Source organism: Nocardiopsis mangrovi (assembly GCF_042653925.1).
Lineage (GTDB): Bacteria > Actinomycetota > Actinomycetes > Streptosporangiales > Streptosporangiaceae > Nocardiopsis_B > Nocardiopsis_B mangrovi.
In genome coordinates this window covers 80,579-94,854 of the sequence record NZ_JBHSFQ010000004.1, presented here as the reverse complement: position 1 = coordinate 94,854, position 14,276 = coordinate 80,579, and the positions used below count along the sequence as shown (strand labels likewise).

Genomic DNA, 14,276 nt, shown 5'->3' with positions numbered 1-14,276 from the left:
GTGGTCTTGGTCATGATCTGGATTGCCGTAAGGTCACGATCAGGTAGCGTCCCTACGGACAGAGTCCAAGCGCGCCAAGGAGTCGAACATGCCGCTGACACCCGCGGATGTGCGGAATAAGCAGTTCAGTACGACCCGGCTACGGCCGGGATACGACGAGGAAGAAGTTGATGCCTTCCTCGACGAGGTCGAGTCCGAACTCGACCGCTTGATCCAGGAGAACGAGGAGCTGCGGGGCAAGCTCGCCGAATGCCTGCGGGGCAAGGTGCCCAACGCCGGCATGCAGGACTTCCAGCAGGCTCCGCCACCGGAACAGCTCGCTCCGGAGCCCCCGCCGCAGCCCGAGCCGGTGCGTCCCGAGCCCATGCCGCAGCCGGTCGTCGAGCAGCCTCCGATGCCGGCCATGGCCCAGAGCATGGGCCTGCCGGGTTCCGAGGAGAACATGGACACCGCCGCGCGGGTCCTCGCTCTCGCCCAGCAGACCGCCGACCAGGCCATCTCCGACGCCCGCCGGGAAGCCGACGAAACCCTCGGGCGCGCGCGCCACGAGGCCGACGACATCCTCGGCAAGGCCCGCCGCCAGGCCGAGCAGATCGTGAACGAGGCGCGCGCCCGTTCCGAGAACCTCGACCGCGACGCGCAGGAGCGGCACCGCCAGGTCATGGGCTCCCTCGTGCAGCAGCGCGAGGAACTGGAGCACAAGGTCAGCGAGCTGAAGGACTTCGAGCGCGAGTACCGCAGCCGGCTCAAGGACTACTTCGAGCGCCAGCTCCGCGAGCTCGCCGAGGGTGCCAACGAGCCGGGCGCGCCGAACCCCGCGACCACGGGCGGTTTCCAGACGATGGCCCCCACCGGCGGCACACCGTCACTCCAGCACGGCGGTCCTGTCGGCGGTGCACCCACCGGCAACCCGTTCGCGCAGCCCGAACCGGTCCAGCACGGCGGCTACCACCCCGACGCTCCGCACGACCGCCGCTGATCCGCGGGGCGGCCACAACTGAAGACTGCGCGGGAACGCTCCGCGCAGATGAACAGTAGAACCCTTGAGTAAAGGCTCTCACTTCCCGTGTTCATCCTCAGCCTGGTCATCCTCGTGGCGGCGCTGGTCGTCATCGCGGTGGCCGTGGTGCTCGCCGAGACCACGCTGGTCTACATCGCCCTCGTCCTGGGCGGCCTCGGGGCCGCCGCGTTCGCGGTCGATCTGATCAGAAGCCGGTCCGAGCTGGGCATCGGACGGATTCGGACACAGGAACGTGCGGCCACTCCGGTGCCGGCGTCCCGGACGGACGGTTTGGGGAAGGCGTCCGTCCCGGCCGCGATGACCGCGGCCGCAGGTCCGGCCACCGGATTCGAGGAACGCCGAACGTACGCACCCGCGCCGGCCGACGAGCCGGCGCGGGCGTCGGCCCACCCGGGCCCCACGCCGTGGGGCATCCCGCGGCCCGCTCCGCACGACCACGCGGAGCACCACGGGCACACCGGCCCCGCATTCTCCGGCACCGGCCCGGCGGCCACGCGGGATCCGGCCGCCGAACCCGACCCGGGCGCGCGCTTGTCGGTGTTCGGCGCCCCCGGTTCCCCGCTGAACCACGGGGAACAGGACGCCCCGCCTGCGCCCGAGCCGCCGGTCCCCGCGCCCTCCGGCGCGGCGGACCCGCCCCCCACCCCCGATGCGGACACGGCACCCGCTTTCGGTGCGGAAGCGGCACCCGTTCCCACCGATACGGGCGACACGATCTCCACGGCCGCCACAAGCGATTCGGCGGACGGCGCGCCCGATCCCGTTGATCCGGCACCGCCCGCCGACGACACGGCCGCATCCGGCCACACCGCGGCCGGTACGTCCGCCACCGGAACACCCGCGGCCGGTGCCTCGGACGACACCTCCGCCGCCGTCCCCGCGGACGCCGACGACGACACCACGTCCTTCGGCGCCTTCGTCTCCCGGCTCCAGAGCGACGCGCTGACCCCGCCCCGGGAGTCCCGCGCCGCGGCCGACGATCAGGACGGGCCGGACGGGCAGGAGGCCGCCGGCACACCGGCGGGATCCCCCGACACCGGCCTCACTTCCGAGCCGTTCACCGTGCTCGGCACCGACCCCGCGGAAGCCGCCGAAGCCACCGGCTCCGTCGCCGATCCCGGCGACCGCGCCGACGCGGGCACCCCGTCGGCAGCGCCCGCGGATCCGGACGGCGACACCGCCCCAGCCTCCGCCGGTGTGACGGACACGACCGTCGCACCCGCCGATGCGGCCGCCGCGGACTCCGCACCCGGCCCCGAGCCGTCGGTTTCCGAAACGACGCACGCGGTCCCGGACACGGTGCCCTCCGCCGCCGATGAACAGGATGAGCAGGACGCGGCCGAGCCCCGTGCCGAGGCCGCACCGCCCGCTGACGGCACCGTACGGCCCGCCGGCGAGACCGCGGAGCCCCCAACGGGCTCGGCGGCCCCCGCCGATGCGGGGGAGCCCGAGAGCGCCGACCCCGACACCACGGCTTCCTACGCCATCGTCCGCACCGTCGCCGATGCGCCGCCGAAGGCCGATTCCGGAACCGGAGCGGTTGTCGAGACCGCGTCGGCCGAGAACGCCGCCGCGACCGCCGGAGCCGACATCCCGGAGCCCTCGGCCGCCCCGGACGACGCGGACGCGGAGACCACCGCCACGGGCGCGACGGACACGGCACCGGCGGCGTCCGGCGCCGACCGCACCGGCGACGCGGACCCCGACTCCACGGCGGTCCTCACCCGTCCCAAGACCAGCGACGACTGACACCCCGGCCCGGCCACCCCCGCCCGGCGGCCCGTCGACCGCCGTCGACGGGCCGTGGACGACCGGGTGGGGCCTTGCGCCGGTCAGACCTTGCGGAGCCAGACGGTGACGCCGAACTCCTCCGAGGCCACGCTGTAGGCGTCGCCGTCGGGGCGGCCCTCGGTGAAGCCCTCGGCCAGGACCTCGCCCGCGATGGAGCGGGCGTGCTCGGTCAGGGCCTGGGCGGAGACGGGGTCGGTCGCCGTCCACCACAGGTCGATCCGGTCGGAGATGTCCAGGCCGCTGGACTTGCGCGCGTCCTGGACCAGGCGGATCGCCTCGCGGGCCAGCCCCGCCCGCTGGAGTTCGGGGGTGACGTCGAGATCCAGCGCGACGGTCTCGCCGGATTCGGCGGCCACCGTCCAGCCCTCGCGCGGCTGCTCGGTCACCAGCACCTCATCGGCGCTGATCTCCACCGGCTCGCCCTCGACGCTCACGTGCGCCCAGCCGGTGGAGCGCACCTGTGCGACCAGCTCCGCCGGGTCGGCCGCCTGGACCGCCTGGGCCACCAGCGGCGTGCGTTTGGCGAACCGCTTGCCGAGCGCGCGGAAGTTGGGCTTGACCGTGTAGTCCACCAGGTCGCCCCCCACCGCCGAGAGCGGGTCGAGTTGGAGCACGTTCAGCTCCTCCGTGATCTGCGCGCGCAGCTGCTCCGGCAGGGTGTCGAAGCCCGCAGCGCCGACCAGGGCGCGCCCCAGGGGCTGGCGGGTGCGCACGGCGGAGTCGACCCGCGCGGCCCGGCCCAGTTCGACCAGGCGGCGGGTGAGGGCCATCTGCTCCGAGAGCCCGGTGTCGATCAGCTCCTCGCGCACCTCGGGCCACGGCGTGAGGTGCACCGACTCGGGCGCGTCGGGGCGGCGCAGCGCCGCCCACACGTGGTCGGTCAGGAACGGCACCAGCGGGGCCATCACCTTGGTCAGCGTCTCCAGCGCCTCGAACAGCGTGGCGAACGCGGCGGCCCCCGCCGCCGTCCCGGGGCCGGCCCAGAACCGGCGCCGCGAACGCCGCACGTACCAGTTGGACAGGTCGTCGACGAACGCCGTGAGCAGCCGGCCCGCCCCGGTGGTGTCGAACCGCTCCAGCGCCTCGTCCACCCCCTTGACCACCCGGTTCAGCTCCGACAGCAGCCACCGGTCCATCAGCGGCCGCTCCGCCGGGGCCGGTGCCTGCGCCAGCAGGGAGTGGTCCCAGGTGTCGCGCGAGTTGGCGTAGCGGGTGAAGAACGAGACGGTGTTGTAGTAGGTCAGCAGGACCTTGCGGACGATCTCCTCCAGCGCTGCGTGCCCCACCCGGCGCGGAGCCCACGGCGAGCCGCTGGCCGCCATGAACCAGCGCAGCGCGTCGGCCCCGTGGCGGTCCATGACCGCCATGGGCTCCAGGATGTTGCCCAGGTGCTTGCTCATCTTGCGGCCGTCCTCGGCGAGGATGTGCCCCAGGCAGACCACGTTCTCGTAGGAGGACGTGCCGAACACCAGCGTGCTGACCGCCATCAGCGAGTAGAACCAGCCGCGGGTCTGGTCGATGGCCTCGCAGATGTACTGGGCCGGGAAGTTGGCCTCGAACGTCTGCCGGTTGTGGTGCGGGGCTCCCCACTGCGCGAACGGCATGGACCCGGAGTCGAACCAGGCGTCGATGACCTCGGGGACGCGGCGCGATTCGGCGCCGCACTCGGGGCAGTCGAACACCACGTCGTCGACATAGGGGCGGTGCGGGTCGAGCGCGCTGAGGTCGCTGCCGGCCAGCCCGCCGAGCTCGGCGAGCGAGCCGACAACGGTGATGTGGTCGTCGGCGCAGTGCCACACCGGCAGCGGGGTCCCCCAGTACCGGCTGCGGGAGAGGGCCCAGTCGATGTTGTTGCGCAGCCACTCCCCATAGCGCCCCTCCTTGACGTTCTCGGGGAACCAGTTGGTGCCGGCGTTCTGCGCCAGCAGCTCGTCCTTGACGGCGGTGGTCCTGATGTACCAGGACGGCAGTGCGTAGTACATCAGCGGGGTGTGGCAGCGCCAGCAGTGCGGATAGCTGTGCTCGTAGGGGGTGTTGCGGAACAGCAGGCCGCGTCCGTCCAGATCGGCGACGAGCGTGGCGTCGGCGGTCTTGAAGAACTCGCCGCCCACCAGGTCGAGGCCGGCCTCGAAGGTGCCGTCGGCGCGGACGGGGTTGAGCACCGGCAGGTCGTAGGGGCGGGCCGCCGCCATGTCGTCGGCGCCGAAGGCGGGGGAGGTGTGGACCAGGCCGGTGCCGTCCTCGACCGTGACGTAGGTGGCGAGGATGACGTAGTGCGCCGGGGCGTCGAATTCCAGCAGCTCGAAGGGGCGCTGGTAGCTCCAGCGCTCCATCTCGGCGCCCTCGAAGCGCTCGCCGGTCAGCCACCAGCCCTCTCCCAGGACCGTGGCGACGAGCGGTTCGGCGAGGAGGAGCCGCTCGGTGCCGTCGGTGGCGACGACGTAGGAGACGTCGGGGTGCGCGGCCACCGCGGTGTTGGAGACCAGCGTCCACGGCGTGGTGGTCCACACGAGCAGCGAGGTGGGCGTCTCGGGCGCGGCCAGCGGCCCGGAGGTGATCGGGAAGCGCACGTAGACCGAGGGGTCGACGACGGTCTCGTACCCCTGCGCGAGCTCGTGGTCGGACAGGGTGGTGCCGCACCGGGGGCAGTAGGGGCTGATCCGGTAGTCGCGGACGAGCAGGCCCTTGTCCCAGATCGTCTTGAGCGCCCACCACACCGACTCCACGTACTGCGGGTCCATCGTGCGGTAGGCGGCGTCCATGTCGACCCAGTAGCCCATGCGCCGGGTCAGCTCCGTGAAGGAGTCGACGTTGCGCAGCACGGACTCGCGGCAGCGGGCGTTGAACTCGGCGACGCCGAACTCCTCGATGTCCTTCTTGCCGGTGAGGCCGAGCTCCTTCTCGACCGCGACCTCCACCGGCAGGCCGTGGCAGTCCCAGCCCGCCTTGCGGTCGACGTGGAAGCCCTTCATGGTCTTGAAGCGCGGGAAGACGTCCTTGAAGACGCGGGCCTCGACGTGGTGCACGCCGGGCTGGCCGTTGGCGGTGGGCGGGCCTTCGTAGAACACCCAGTTGGGGCCGCCCTGGGTCTGTTCCAGGGAGCGTTCGAAGACCTTCTGCTCGCTCCAGCGGGCGAGGACGTCGCGTTCGACCGCGGGCAGGTCGATCTGTGCGGGCAGCGCCGGGAAGGGCCGGGCGGGGGAGGGGTCGGGCGTGGCCAACGGAGGTACCTTTCCATCAGGAGTGCGTCCACCTGACGGAGGGACGAGGCCGTGTGCCCCGCGGTACCACCCTCCTTGGGCGCGGCCGTGCGCGCCCCACTTCGTTGCTGCCGCGGCCGGTTCTACTTGGCCCGCGCGGTGCGCGGCTGCCGTTCCTCCGGCGGCTCCGGGGTGATCTTCGCGTCGGTCATGCCCCCGGGCTCACACCGTCCCCGGGTCGCTCTGGGCTGTGTCCGGCGGTACTCGTCCCCATCCACGCCTTGCTGTGCTCAGAGGATAGCCCACCCCGGGCGCGGCGCTCCGCCGTTTTCCGCCGCGGGCACCCGGGCGGGCATACTTGCCTGCCGAAGAGCGACGACAACGGGAGGACGGGCCCATGGCCGCGACGGAGCAGACGGGGGCCGGGGGGACCGTTCTGGTGACGCTGCACGACCGGGAGGACGCCGAGGAACTCGCCGAGCAGCTGGCCGACCAGGGCTACGAGCCGTGCACGGTGCACCGCGACATGCTCGCCGGCGAGGACGACGCAGAGGACGCCGACTGGGTCATCGTCGTGCGCACCGGGCCGCACGGGGGACCCGCGGCCTTCGACGAACCGCATCTGGCGCTGCTGGCCGAGGACTACGGCGGGTTCGCGGTGGCGGAGTGACCGCGCCCGGGGTGGTTTCCCACCCCCTTCCGGGAGCGGGGCACATATGGGAAAACGACCCGCGTTGGCGCGTTGCGTCGTGGTTGGTTGATTCGCCCGCACCGGCCGTTTAAGCTACCCGGCATTGTGCGGATCGACCACCCTTTTTCGGGTGTTCCCGCACGTCATACGGGGCTTAGGGGTCGCCGTGGGGCGGCCCGGGGGGGAGGAGTCGTATGGCATCCACGACCGCGGCGGCGACGGGGGGCGGCGCCCGGGGGAGGGCGGCGGCCCAGAGCGTGCAGGCGGCCGACCTGCCGGTGCGCAAGGGGGAGGACCCTTGGAGCGAGGCCGAGCTGGCCGAGGTCCGCGCCGGGCTGGAGGAGCAGGTCGCCAGGTTGCGCGCGGAGATCGCCATGGCCGAATCGGAGCTGGCCGAGCGGCTGTCGGACTCCGTGGAGGGCGCGGGGGACGACTCCACGGACACGGGCGCGAAAGCATACCAGCGCGAGCATGATCTCGCGCTGGCCTACAATACTCGTGACCTGCTCGCCCAGAGCGAGCGGGCGATCAAGCGGATGGACGCGGGCACCTACGGCGTCTGCGAATCGTGCGGCCAGGCCATCGGCAAGGCGCGCGTGCAGGCGTTCCCGCGAGCCACATTGTGTGTGCAGTGCAAACAGCGCGAGGAGCGTCGCTGACTGACGTAGAGCCCTCCGGGGACGGACACCAGACGGTGAGCGAACCCGCCACGACCAAGCCGTGGCGGTTCGCTCTCCTATTGCTCGTGGCCGCGGTCGCCATCGCGGCCGACTTCGCCACCAAGGAGATCGCGCTGGCCCGGCTCGCGCCGGGGATGAGCGTCCCGGTCGTGGGCGAACTGCTCCAGTTCACCCTCGTCTTCAACACCGGGGCCGCCTTCTCCATCGGATCCGACGTGCCGTGGGTGTTCTTCCTGATCGCCTCCTGCGTGGTCGTCTACATCCTGGTCATCGCCCGCCGGCTGCGCAGCCTCGGGTGGGCGGTGGCGCTGGGCCTGATCCTCGGCGGGGCCTCGGGCAACCTGATCGACCGGGTCATGCGGCCGCCGGCGCCGTTCCACGGCGCCGTCGTCGACTGGATCCACCTGCCGAACTGGCCGGTGTTCAACCTGGCCGACTCCTGCATCGTGGTCGGCGGCGTGCTCGCCGTGATCCTCGCGTTCCGGGGCGTCAACATCGACGGGACCCTGGAATCGGACGCCGCCGAGGACGAGCCGGAGCCCGGCGCCGGGCCGGGCGACGCCCCAGAGGCACAAGGGACCGCCGCCGGGGATCCCGGGCAGGCGCCGGAAGGACCGGACCGCCGCCCGCCGGGCGGCGCGGCCGAGTCCACCGGGACCGCCGGCAAGGAGGAGCGCCCATGACCGGGGACCGCCGCAGCATGCCCGTCCCCGACGGGCTCGAAGGCGACCGCCTCGACGCCGCCATCGCGCGGATGTTCGGGCTCTCGCGCACCCGCGCCGCCGAGCTGATCACCGCCGGCGGGGTCATGGTCGACGGCGGTGCCGCCGCCAAGTCCGACCGCGTGCAGGCCGGGTCGTGGCTGGACGTCACCCTGCCCCCGCCGCCGAGCGCGCCCGTGGCGCGGCCCGAACCGGTACCGGGGCTGCGCGTTGTGTTCGAGGACACCGACATCATCGTGGTCGACAAGCCCGTCGGCGTCGTCGCCCACCCCACCGTGGGCTGGACCGGGCCGTCGGTCCTCGAAGGGCTGCTCGCCTCGGGCGTCCGGCTGAGCACCAGCGGCGCGGCCGAGCGGCAGGGCATCGTGCACCGGCTCGACGCCAACACCACCGGGCTCATGGTGCTCGCCAAGAGCGAGGCCGCCTATACCTTCCTCAAGCGCGCCTTCAAGGAGCGCACGGTCGACAAGCGCTACAACACGCTCGTCCAGGGCCACCCCGATCCGCTGCGCGGCACCGTCGACGCCCCGATCGACCGCCACCCCTCGGGCGACGGCCGGTTCGCGGTGGTCGCGGGCGGGCGGCCCTCGGTCACCCACTACGACACCATCGAGGCGTTCCGCGCGGCCAGCCTGCTGGAGATCAAGCTGGAGACCGGCCGCACCCACCAGATCCGGGTGCACATGGCGGCCCTGCGCCACCCCTGTGCCGGCGACCACCTCTACGGCGCCGACCCCACGCTCGCCGAGCGGCTGGGCATCCGCCGCCAGTGGCTGCACGCGGTGCGGCTGGGCTTCGAGCACCCCACCGAGGGGCGCCCGGTGGAGTTCGAGAGCGGTTACCCCGACGACCTCGCCGCAGCACTGGAACTGCTGCGCGAGGACTGAGCCCGCCCCCTCCCCGGCCACCGCAGCGCGCCGTGCGACAGCGCCGCCCCCACGATGATGACGGCCGCGCCCACCGGGTGGTTCCAGGCCAGCGAATCGCCCATGATCAGTACGCCGGCGGCGATCGCCACCACGGGGATCACGTAGGTCACGGTGGCGGCCACCGTGGCCCCCGCCTGGGTGATCACCGCGTATTGCAGCACGTAGGCCAGCCCGGTCCCCAGCGCTCCCAGCGCGGTGACGGCGAGCAGCACGCTCGGCGAGAGGGGGCCGGGCATGTCGGTGAAGAACGGCGTGACGACCAGCAGCTGCGCGGTCCCGGTGAGGAGCTGCGCGGTGGCCATCTCGAGAGTGGTGTGCCCGGTCCCGGTCAGGTAGCGGCGCACGTAGGGCGTCCCGATCCCGTAGCAGACGGTGGCGCTCACGGCCATGAGCATGCCGGTGGTGGCGGCGCCCGCGAAGCCCTCCCACACCCCGAACACCACCAGCACCCCCGCGAACCCCATGGCCAGGCCGATCAGCCGGCCGCGGGAGGGGCGCTCGTCGGAGAGCAGCAGGAGCGAGAACCCCAGCGCGAACAGCGGGGTCGCCGCGTTGCAGATCCCGGACAGCGCCGAGGGGATCATCGACCCGGCGTAGCCGAAGAGCGAGAACGGCACGACATTGAGCAGCAGCGCCGCCACCGACAGGTGCACCCACATCATCGGTGAGCGCGGCAGCCGCCCGCGGCGCAGCAGCAGGATCGCCGCCAGCGGCACCAGGCCGGTCGCCATGCGCCCCAGCGCGATCTGGAGCGGCGCCAGCTCCGTCGCGGCCACGGAGATGTAGACGAAGCTCAGCCCCCATACCAGGGCGAGGAGCAGGAACTTCGGCTGCCAGGCCGTGAGCAGCGCGGCGCCGCGCCGCGCGGGCGAGGTCGTTCCGGGGACGCCGGAGGGCGGGATCATGGGATGGTTGTATCGCGCTAAATACCTAAAGGTCTACTTCATTCTGCTTAACTCATGACTTAGTATTCCTTACATGTTGAGTGTCGACCGGATGCGCGTCCTGCACGCAATCGCCGTCAACGGATCGCTCTCGGGGGCGGCGTCCGCCCTCCAGGTCACCAACTCCGCCGTCTCCCAGCAGCTGAGCAAGCTCGAACGCGAGGTCGGCCAGGCCCTCGTCCAGCGCAACGGCCGGGGGGTGCGCCTCACCGAGGCCGCCGAACTCCTCGTCGAGCACACCGGGCACATCCTCTCCCTCGTCCACCAGGCGGAAGCCGACCTGGAGGCGCACCGCGACGCCGTCCTGGGCCAGCTGCGGCTGGCGTCCATCGCCACCGCGGCACGCGGCCTGGCGCCGCCCGCCCTCGTGGCGCTGCGCGAGGCCCACCCCGGCCTGCGGGTCAAACTCATCGAGCAGGAGCCCGACGAGAGCGTCACCGCGGTCGCCCGCGGCGACACCGACATGGCCATCGTCGTCGACTGGGCCGAGGCCACCATCCCGATGCCCAAGGGCATGCAGCGGGCGCCGCTCATGGAGGACACCGCCGACATCGCCCTGCCCGCGAGCCACCCGCTGGCCCACCGCGGCATCGTCGACCTCGACGACGTCGCCAAGGAGTCCTGGATCAGCTGGATCGGCGGATCCATCTGCGACAACTGGCTCCACGGCATGCTGCGGACACGCGGGGTCGAACCCGACATCGCCCACGCAGCGGGCGAACACCAGACCAAGCTCGCCATGATCGACGCCGGGCTCGGGGTGGCCGTCATGCCGCGGCTGGGCCGCGGACCGGTGCCCGACGGCGTCCGCCTGGTGCGCGTCCAGCCCGCCCTGGTCCGCCAGGTCTACGTCATCTGGCGCGCCGACGCCGCCCGCCGCCCGGCGATCCGCGCGGCGGTACGCGCCCTGCGCGACGCCGCCGCGCGGATCGGCTGAACCGCGTCTCCCGCTCAGCCTGCGGGGGCGCTTCAAGGCGCCGTCTTCCCTCGTCGCGGCGTACTCCCTCGTTCCTCGGTCGCACTCCGCTCCTCAGTCCAGACGACGCCGCGCCCCTACAGGCACGCTCGGTGTTTCCCGCTCAGCCTGCGGGGGCGCTTCAAGGCGCCGCCTTCCCTCGTCGCGGCGTACTCCCTCGTTCCTCGGTCGCACTCCGCTCCTCAGTCCAGACGACGCCGCGCCCCCGCAGGCACGCTCGGTGTTTCCCGCTCAGCCTGCGGGGGCGCTTCAAGGCGCCGCCTTCCCTCGTCGCGGCGTACTCCCTCGTTCCTCGGTCGCACACCGCTCCTCAGTCCAGACGACGCCGCGCCCCCATGGGCACGCTCGATTGGGGGTCTCCCACTCAGCCCGCGGCGCGTCGGTCGTCGCCGTGGGCCGCGATCAGGCCCGACAGCGTCGCCCCGGGGCTGATGATCTCGGGGTCGGTGCGGGCGTCGATCAGCGTGGGGGCGTCGGCGTCCAGCGCCTCCGCGAGCGCCTTCTCCAGCTCCTCGGGGGTGGTGGCCGTCGCCCCGCGGGCGCCGAGCCCCCGCGCGTAGGAGGCCAGGTCCAGGGGGCCGCCGATCCCGGTCCCCGACAGGCGGCCGAGTTCGCGCGCCTGGTGCATCGCGATCGTGCCGTACAGCCCGTTCTGGAAGACGAGCACGATGACCGGCGCGCCCATCCGCGCGGCGGTCTCCAGCTCCTGGCCCGTCATCAGCGCCCCGCCGTCGCCGGCCACCGCGACGACCGTGCGGTGCGGCTCGACCAGCTTGGCGGCGACCGCCGCCGGCACGGCGTAGCCCATGGCGCCGCTGGTGGGCGCCAACTGGGTGCGCGGATGGCCGAACCGCCACCCGCGGTGCAGGAACGAGGCGAAGTTGCCCGCGTCGTTGGTGATCACCGAGTCGGCGGGCAGCACCCGGCGCATGGCCTGCACCACCGCCCACGGGTGCAGGCCCGGGCCGGGGTGGTCGGCGACGCCGTCCGGCGGCGTGGTGGTCGCCAGCCACGCCCGGTGGGCGCCGTCGAAGTCGCGGTACAGGGTGGTGACCGGGGCGTGCGCCAGCGCGTCCAGGGCCCGGCGCGCATCGGCCACCGCGCCCAGCCACACGCCCGCGACCCTGCCGATCTGGCCCGGGTCGATGTCGATCTGGGCGACGTGGGAGCCCGGGCCGTGGGTCGCCGGTGCGGGCAACTGGTAGCCCTGCGTGGTGGTCTCGCTGAGCCGCGATCCCACCACCAGCACGGCATCGGACTCCCGCAGCGGTTCCAGGATCTCGGGCGGGCAGCCCAGGCCCAGGTGGCCGAGGTAGAGGGGGTGCTCGTTGGGGAAGACGTCCTGGCGCCGCCACGACGCGTAGACCCCGGTGTGGAAGCGCTCGGCGACGGCGATCAGCTCCTCGCGCGCCCACCGGGCCCCGCCGCCGGCGATGATCACCGGGCGCTCGGCGCGGGCCAGCCAGTTGGCGAGCCGGTCGCGCTCCTCCTCGCCCAGCGGCGGCCGCGCCGGGACCGTGCCGGGCAGCGCCTCGGGCGCGGGCACGGGTTCGCCGAACAGGTCCCCGGGCACGGCGATCGCCACCGGGCCGGGGCGGCCGGTGGTGGCCACCCGGAGGGCCTGTGCGGTGGTCTCGGCGAGCCGGTCGGCGCGTGTGACCGTCGTGGCCCACTTGGTGATGGGGGAGTAGAAGGCGGTCAGGTCGACCTCCTGGAACGCCTCGCGCCCCAGCCGGGTGGTCTCGCACTGGCCGAGGAAGACGATCATCGGCGTGGAATCCTGCATCGCCGTGTGCACGCCCACGGCCAGATTGGCCGCCCCCGGGCCGCGGGTCGCCGCCGCGACCGCGGGGGTACCGGTGAGTTTGGCCTCGGCCTCGGCCATGAACCCGGCGCCGTTCTCGTGCCGGGTGGAGACGAGCCGCATGCCGCTGCGCCGCTCGATGGCGTCGGTCAGTTCCAGGAAGCTCTCGCCCGGCACGGTGTAGCAGCGGCGGATGTGCGCGCCGGCCAGGACGTCGACCACGTGCTCGGCCGCTGGGCGCAGGGGGGCAGGACTCATGGGTTTCCTTCCACGGGTTCCAGGGGTGTCCGCCGCATGCGCGGCGTCCCACGAGGTCTGCCTACCCGCGATCAGCCCGCGCCCATCGCGCGCAGCGCGGCGGTCGTGGCCGCGGCCACGACGACCACCACCAGGAAGGGGGCCCGCAGGAGCAGCGCGACCACCGCCGCGCCCACCCCGCTCAACCGGGCGGCGTCCAGCGAGACGGGGCCGTCGGGCGCCACCGTCTGCACGGCGATCAGCGCCGCGAGCAGGGCCACCGGGACCGTCATGGCGAACCGCCGGACCAGCGGGTGGTCCAGTACCCGGCGCGGGGCGGCGAGCCCGGCGAACTTCAGCAGGTAGCAGCCCACCGCCGTCACGATGATCGCGATCCACACCATCATGACCCGGCCCCTTCCCGGACGCCGGGGGCGTCGGCGTCGTCCGCGCGGTGTCGTGGGCCCGTGCCCGCCACCGCGGCGGCCGCCGCGACGAGGACGGGTACGCCCGGGGGCAGGAACGGCGCCGCCACCAGCGCCAGGACGGCTCCCAGGACGGCGACGAGGCGTTCGCGGCCTCCCTCGCGCAGCCGCGGCCACAGCAGCGCCAGGAAGATCGCGGGTCCGACCGCGTCCAGCCCGAACACCGAGGGGTCGCCGATCCGCTCGGTGGCCAGCGCGCCCACCAGGGTCGTCACGTTCCAGAAGACGAACAGCGAGGCGAACGTGGCGGTGAACGCCGTACGGGCGTCGGCGGGGTCGCGCTGGGCGAGGGCGGCGGCCGTCGTCTCGTCGATGACACCGTGGGCGGCGACGGCGCGGCGCGCGCCCCGCCAGCCCAGGATGTCGGCCATGCGCAGGCCGTACAGGGTGTTGCGGCCGCCGAGCAGCAGTGCGCCGACGGCGCCCGCGACCAGGTTGCCGCCGCCGGCGACGACCCCGACCAGGGCGAACTGCGACGCGCCGGTGAAGGCGAGCAGGCTCAGCGCGCACGCCTGCCCCACGGTGAGCCCGGCGGCCACGGCGGCCGTGCCGAAGGCGACACCGGAGACGCCGACGGCCACGCCGATCCCCAGGGCATCGCGCACCGGCGGAGAGAGGGAGGGAAACGATATGGTCACCCGTCGGACGCTACGGGGGGACCGGCGCGCGCGTATTGAACGTTCTTGCGCGGTTCGCCGGAAACGCGCGCGATGCGCACCCCCTGGCCGCCGCCGACGGCGTCGTCGATCACAGGGGAGCCGCCGTCGTCCCCGGTGGGATGCGCGCGTCGGAGCCG

12 protein-coding genes are annotated in these 14,276 nt (G+C 73.3%); 7 read left to right on the top strand and 5 right to left on the bottom strand.

Going from position 1 to position 14,276, the window contains the following annotated elements:
- Positions 1-88 precede the first annotated feature (88 nt).
- Both ACFO4E_RS06170 and ACFO4E_RS06165 read left to right on the top strand, forming a co-directional pair.
- Entirely contained in the window at positions 89-979 is an 891-nt protein-coding gene (locus tag ACFO4E_RS06170) for a DivIVA domain-containing protein (RefSeq protein ID WP_378572053.1), read from the top strand.
- Positions 980-1,066: 87 nt separating this feature from the next.
- Positions 1,067-2,770, top strand: coding sequence for a hypothetical protein (locus ACFO4E_RS06165; protein ID WP_378572052.1), 1,704 nt, complete (start codon positions 1,067-1,069; stop codon positions 2,768-2,770).
- A gap of 83 nt (positions 2,771-2,853) precedes the next feature.
- On the opposite strand, the gene ileS is transcribed toward ACFO4E_RS06165, so the two are convergent.
- A complete protein-coding gene (ileS, locus tag ACFO4E_RS06160; protein ID WP_378572051.1) occupies positions 2,854-6,033 on the bottom strand; it encodes an isoleucine--tRNA ligase in 3,180 nt (1,059 codons plus the stop codon).
- Between the two features lie 376 nt (positions 6,034-6,409).
- On the opposite strand from ileS, the gene ACFO4E_RS06155 reads away from it, so the two are divergent.
- The 4 genes from ACFO4E_RS06155 to ACFO4E_RS06140 all read left to right on the top strand — a co-directional run bounded on the left by ACFO4E_RS06155 (position 6,410) and on the right by ACFO4E_RS06140 (position 8,992).
- On the top strand, positions 6,410-6,682 hold the full coding sequence (locus tag ACFO4E_RS06155) for a hypothetical protein (RefSeq protein ID WP_378572050.1): 273 nt from the start codon (positions 6,410-6,412) through the stop codon (positions 6,680-6,682).
- Positions 6,683-6,897: 215 nt separating this feature from the next.
- Positions 6,898-7,362 carry a TraR/DksA family transcriptional regulator gene (locus ACFO4E_RS06150; protein ID WP_378572049.1) on the top strand — a complete coding sequence of 155 codons (465 nt, stop codon included), beginning with the start codon at positions 6,898-6,900 and terminating at the stop codon, positions 7,360-7,362.
- A 35-nt stretch (positions 7,363-7,397) separates the two neighbouring features.
- Positions 7,398-8,066: a signal peptidase II gene (gene lspA / locus ACFO4E_RS06145; protein ID WP_378572048.1), complete on the top strand. Its 669-nt coding sequence runs from the start codon at positions 7,398-7,400 to the stop codon at positions 8,064-8,066.
- A complete protein-coding gene (locus ACFO4E_RS06140) occupies positions 8,063-8,992 on the top strand; it encodes an RluA family pseudouridine synthase (RefSeq protein ID WP_378572047.1) in 930 nt (309 codons plus the stop codon). The genes lspA and ACFO4E_RS06140 overlap by 4 nt, the downstream gene beginning before the upstream one ends.
- Here the strand turns inward: ACFO4E_RS06140 and ACFO4E_RS06135 are convergent.
- Positions 8,944-9,939 (bottom strand): DMT family transporter, encoded by a 996-nt coding sequence (locus ACFO4E_RS06135; RefSeq protein WP_378572046.1) that lies wholly within the window; start codon positions 9,937-9,939, stop codon positions 8,944-8,946. The genes ACFO4E_RS06140 and ACFO4E_RS06135 overlap by 49 nt on opposite strands.
- Positions 9,940-10,012: 73 nt before the next feature.
- On the opposite strand from ACFO4E_RS06135, the gene ACFO4E_RS06130 reads away from it, so the two are divergent.
- Complete coding sequence (locus ACFO4E_RS06130) at positions 10,013-10,915, top strand: LysR family transcriptional regulator (protein WP_378572045.1); 903 nt, start codon at positions 10,013-10,015, stop codon at positions 10,913-10,915.
- Positions 10,916-11,318: 403 nt separating this feature from the next.
- Here the strand turns inward: ACFO4E_RS06130 and ACFO4E_RS06125 are convergent, their stop codons facing one another.
- The 3 genes from ACFO4E_RS06125 to ACFO4E_RS06115 all read right to left on the bottom strand — a co-directional run bounded on the left by ACFO4E_RS06125 (position 11,319) and on the right by ACFO4E_RS06115 (position 14,085).
- Positions 11,319-13,016, bottom strand: coding sequence for a thiamine pyrophosphate-dependent enzyme (locus ACFO4E_RS06125; RefSeq protein WP_378572044.1), 1,698 nt, complete (start codon positions 13,014-13,016; stop codon positions 11,319-11,321).
- A gap of 71 nt (positions 13,017-13,087) precedes the next feature.
- Positions 13,088-13,402 carry an AzlD domain-containing protein gene (locus ACFO4E_RS06120; RefSeq protein WP_378572043.1) on the bottom strand — a complete coding sequence of 105 codons (315 nt, stop codon included), beginning with the start codon at positions 13,400-13,402 and terminating at the stop codon, positions 13,088-13,090.
- On the bottom strand, positions 13,399-14,085 hold the full coding sequence (locus ACFO4E_RS06115) for an AzlC family ABC transporter permease (RefSeq protein WP_378572266.1): 687 nt from the start codon (positions 14,083-14,085) through the stop codon (positions 13,399-13,401). Before ACFO4E_RS06115 ends, ACFO4E_RS06120 begins: the two co-directional genes overlap by 4 nt.
- Between the last annotated feature and the right edge of the window lie 191 nt (positions 14,086-14,276).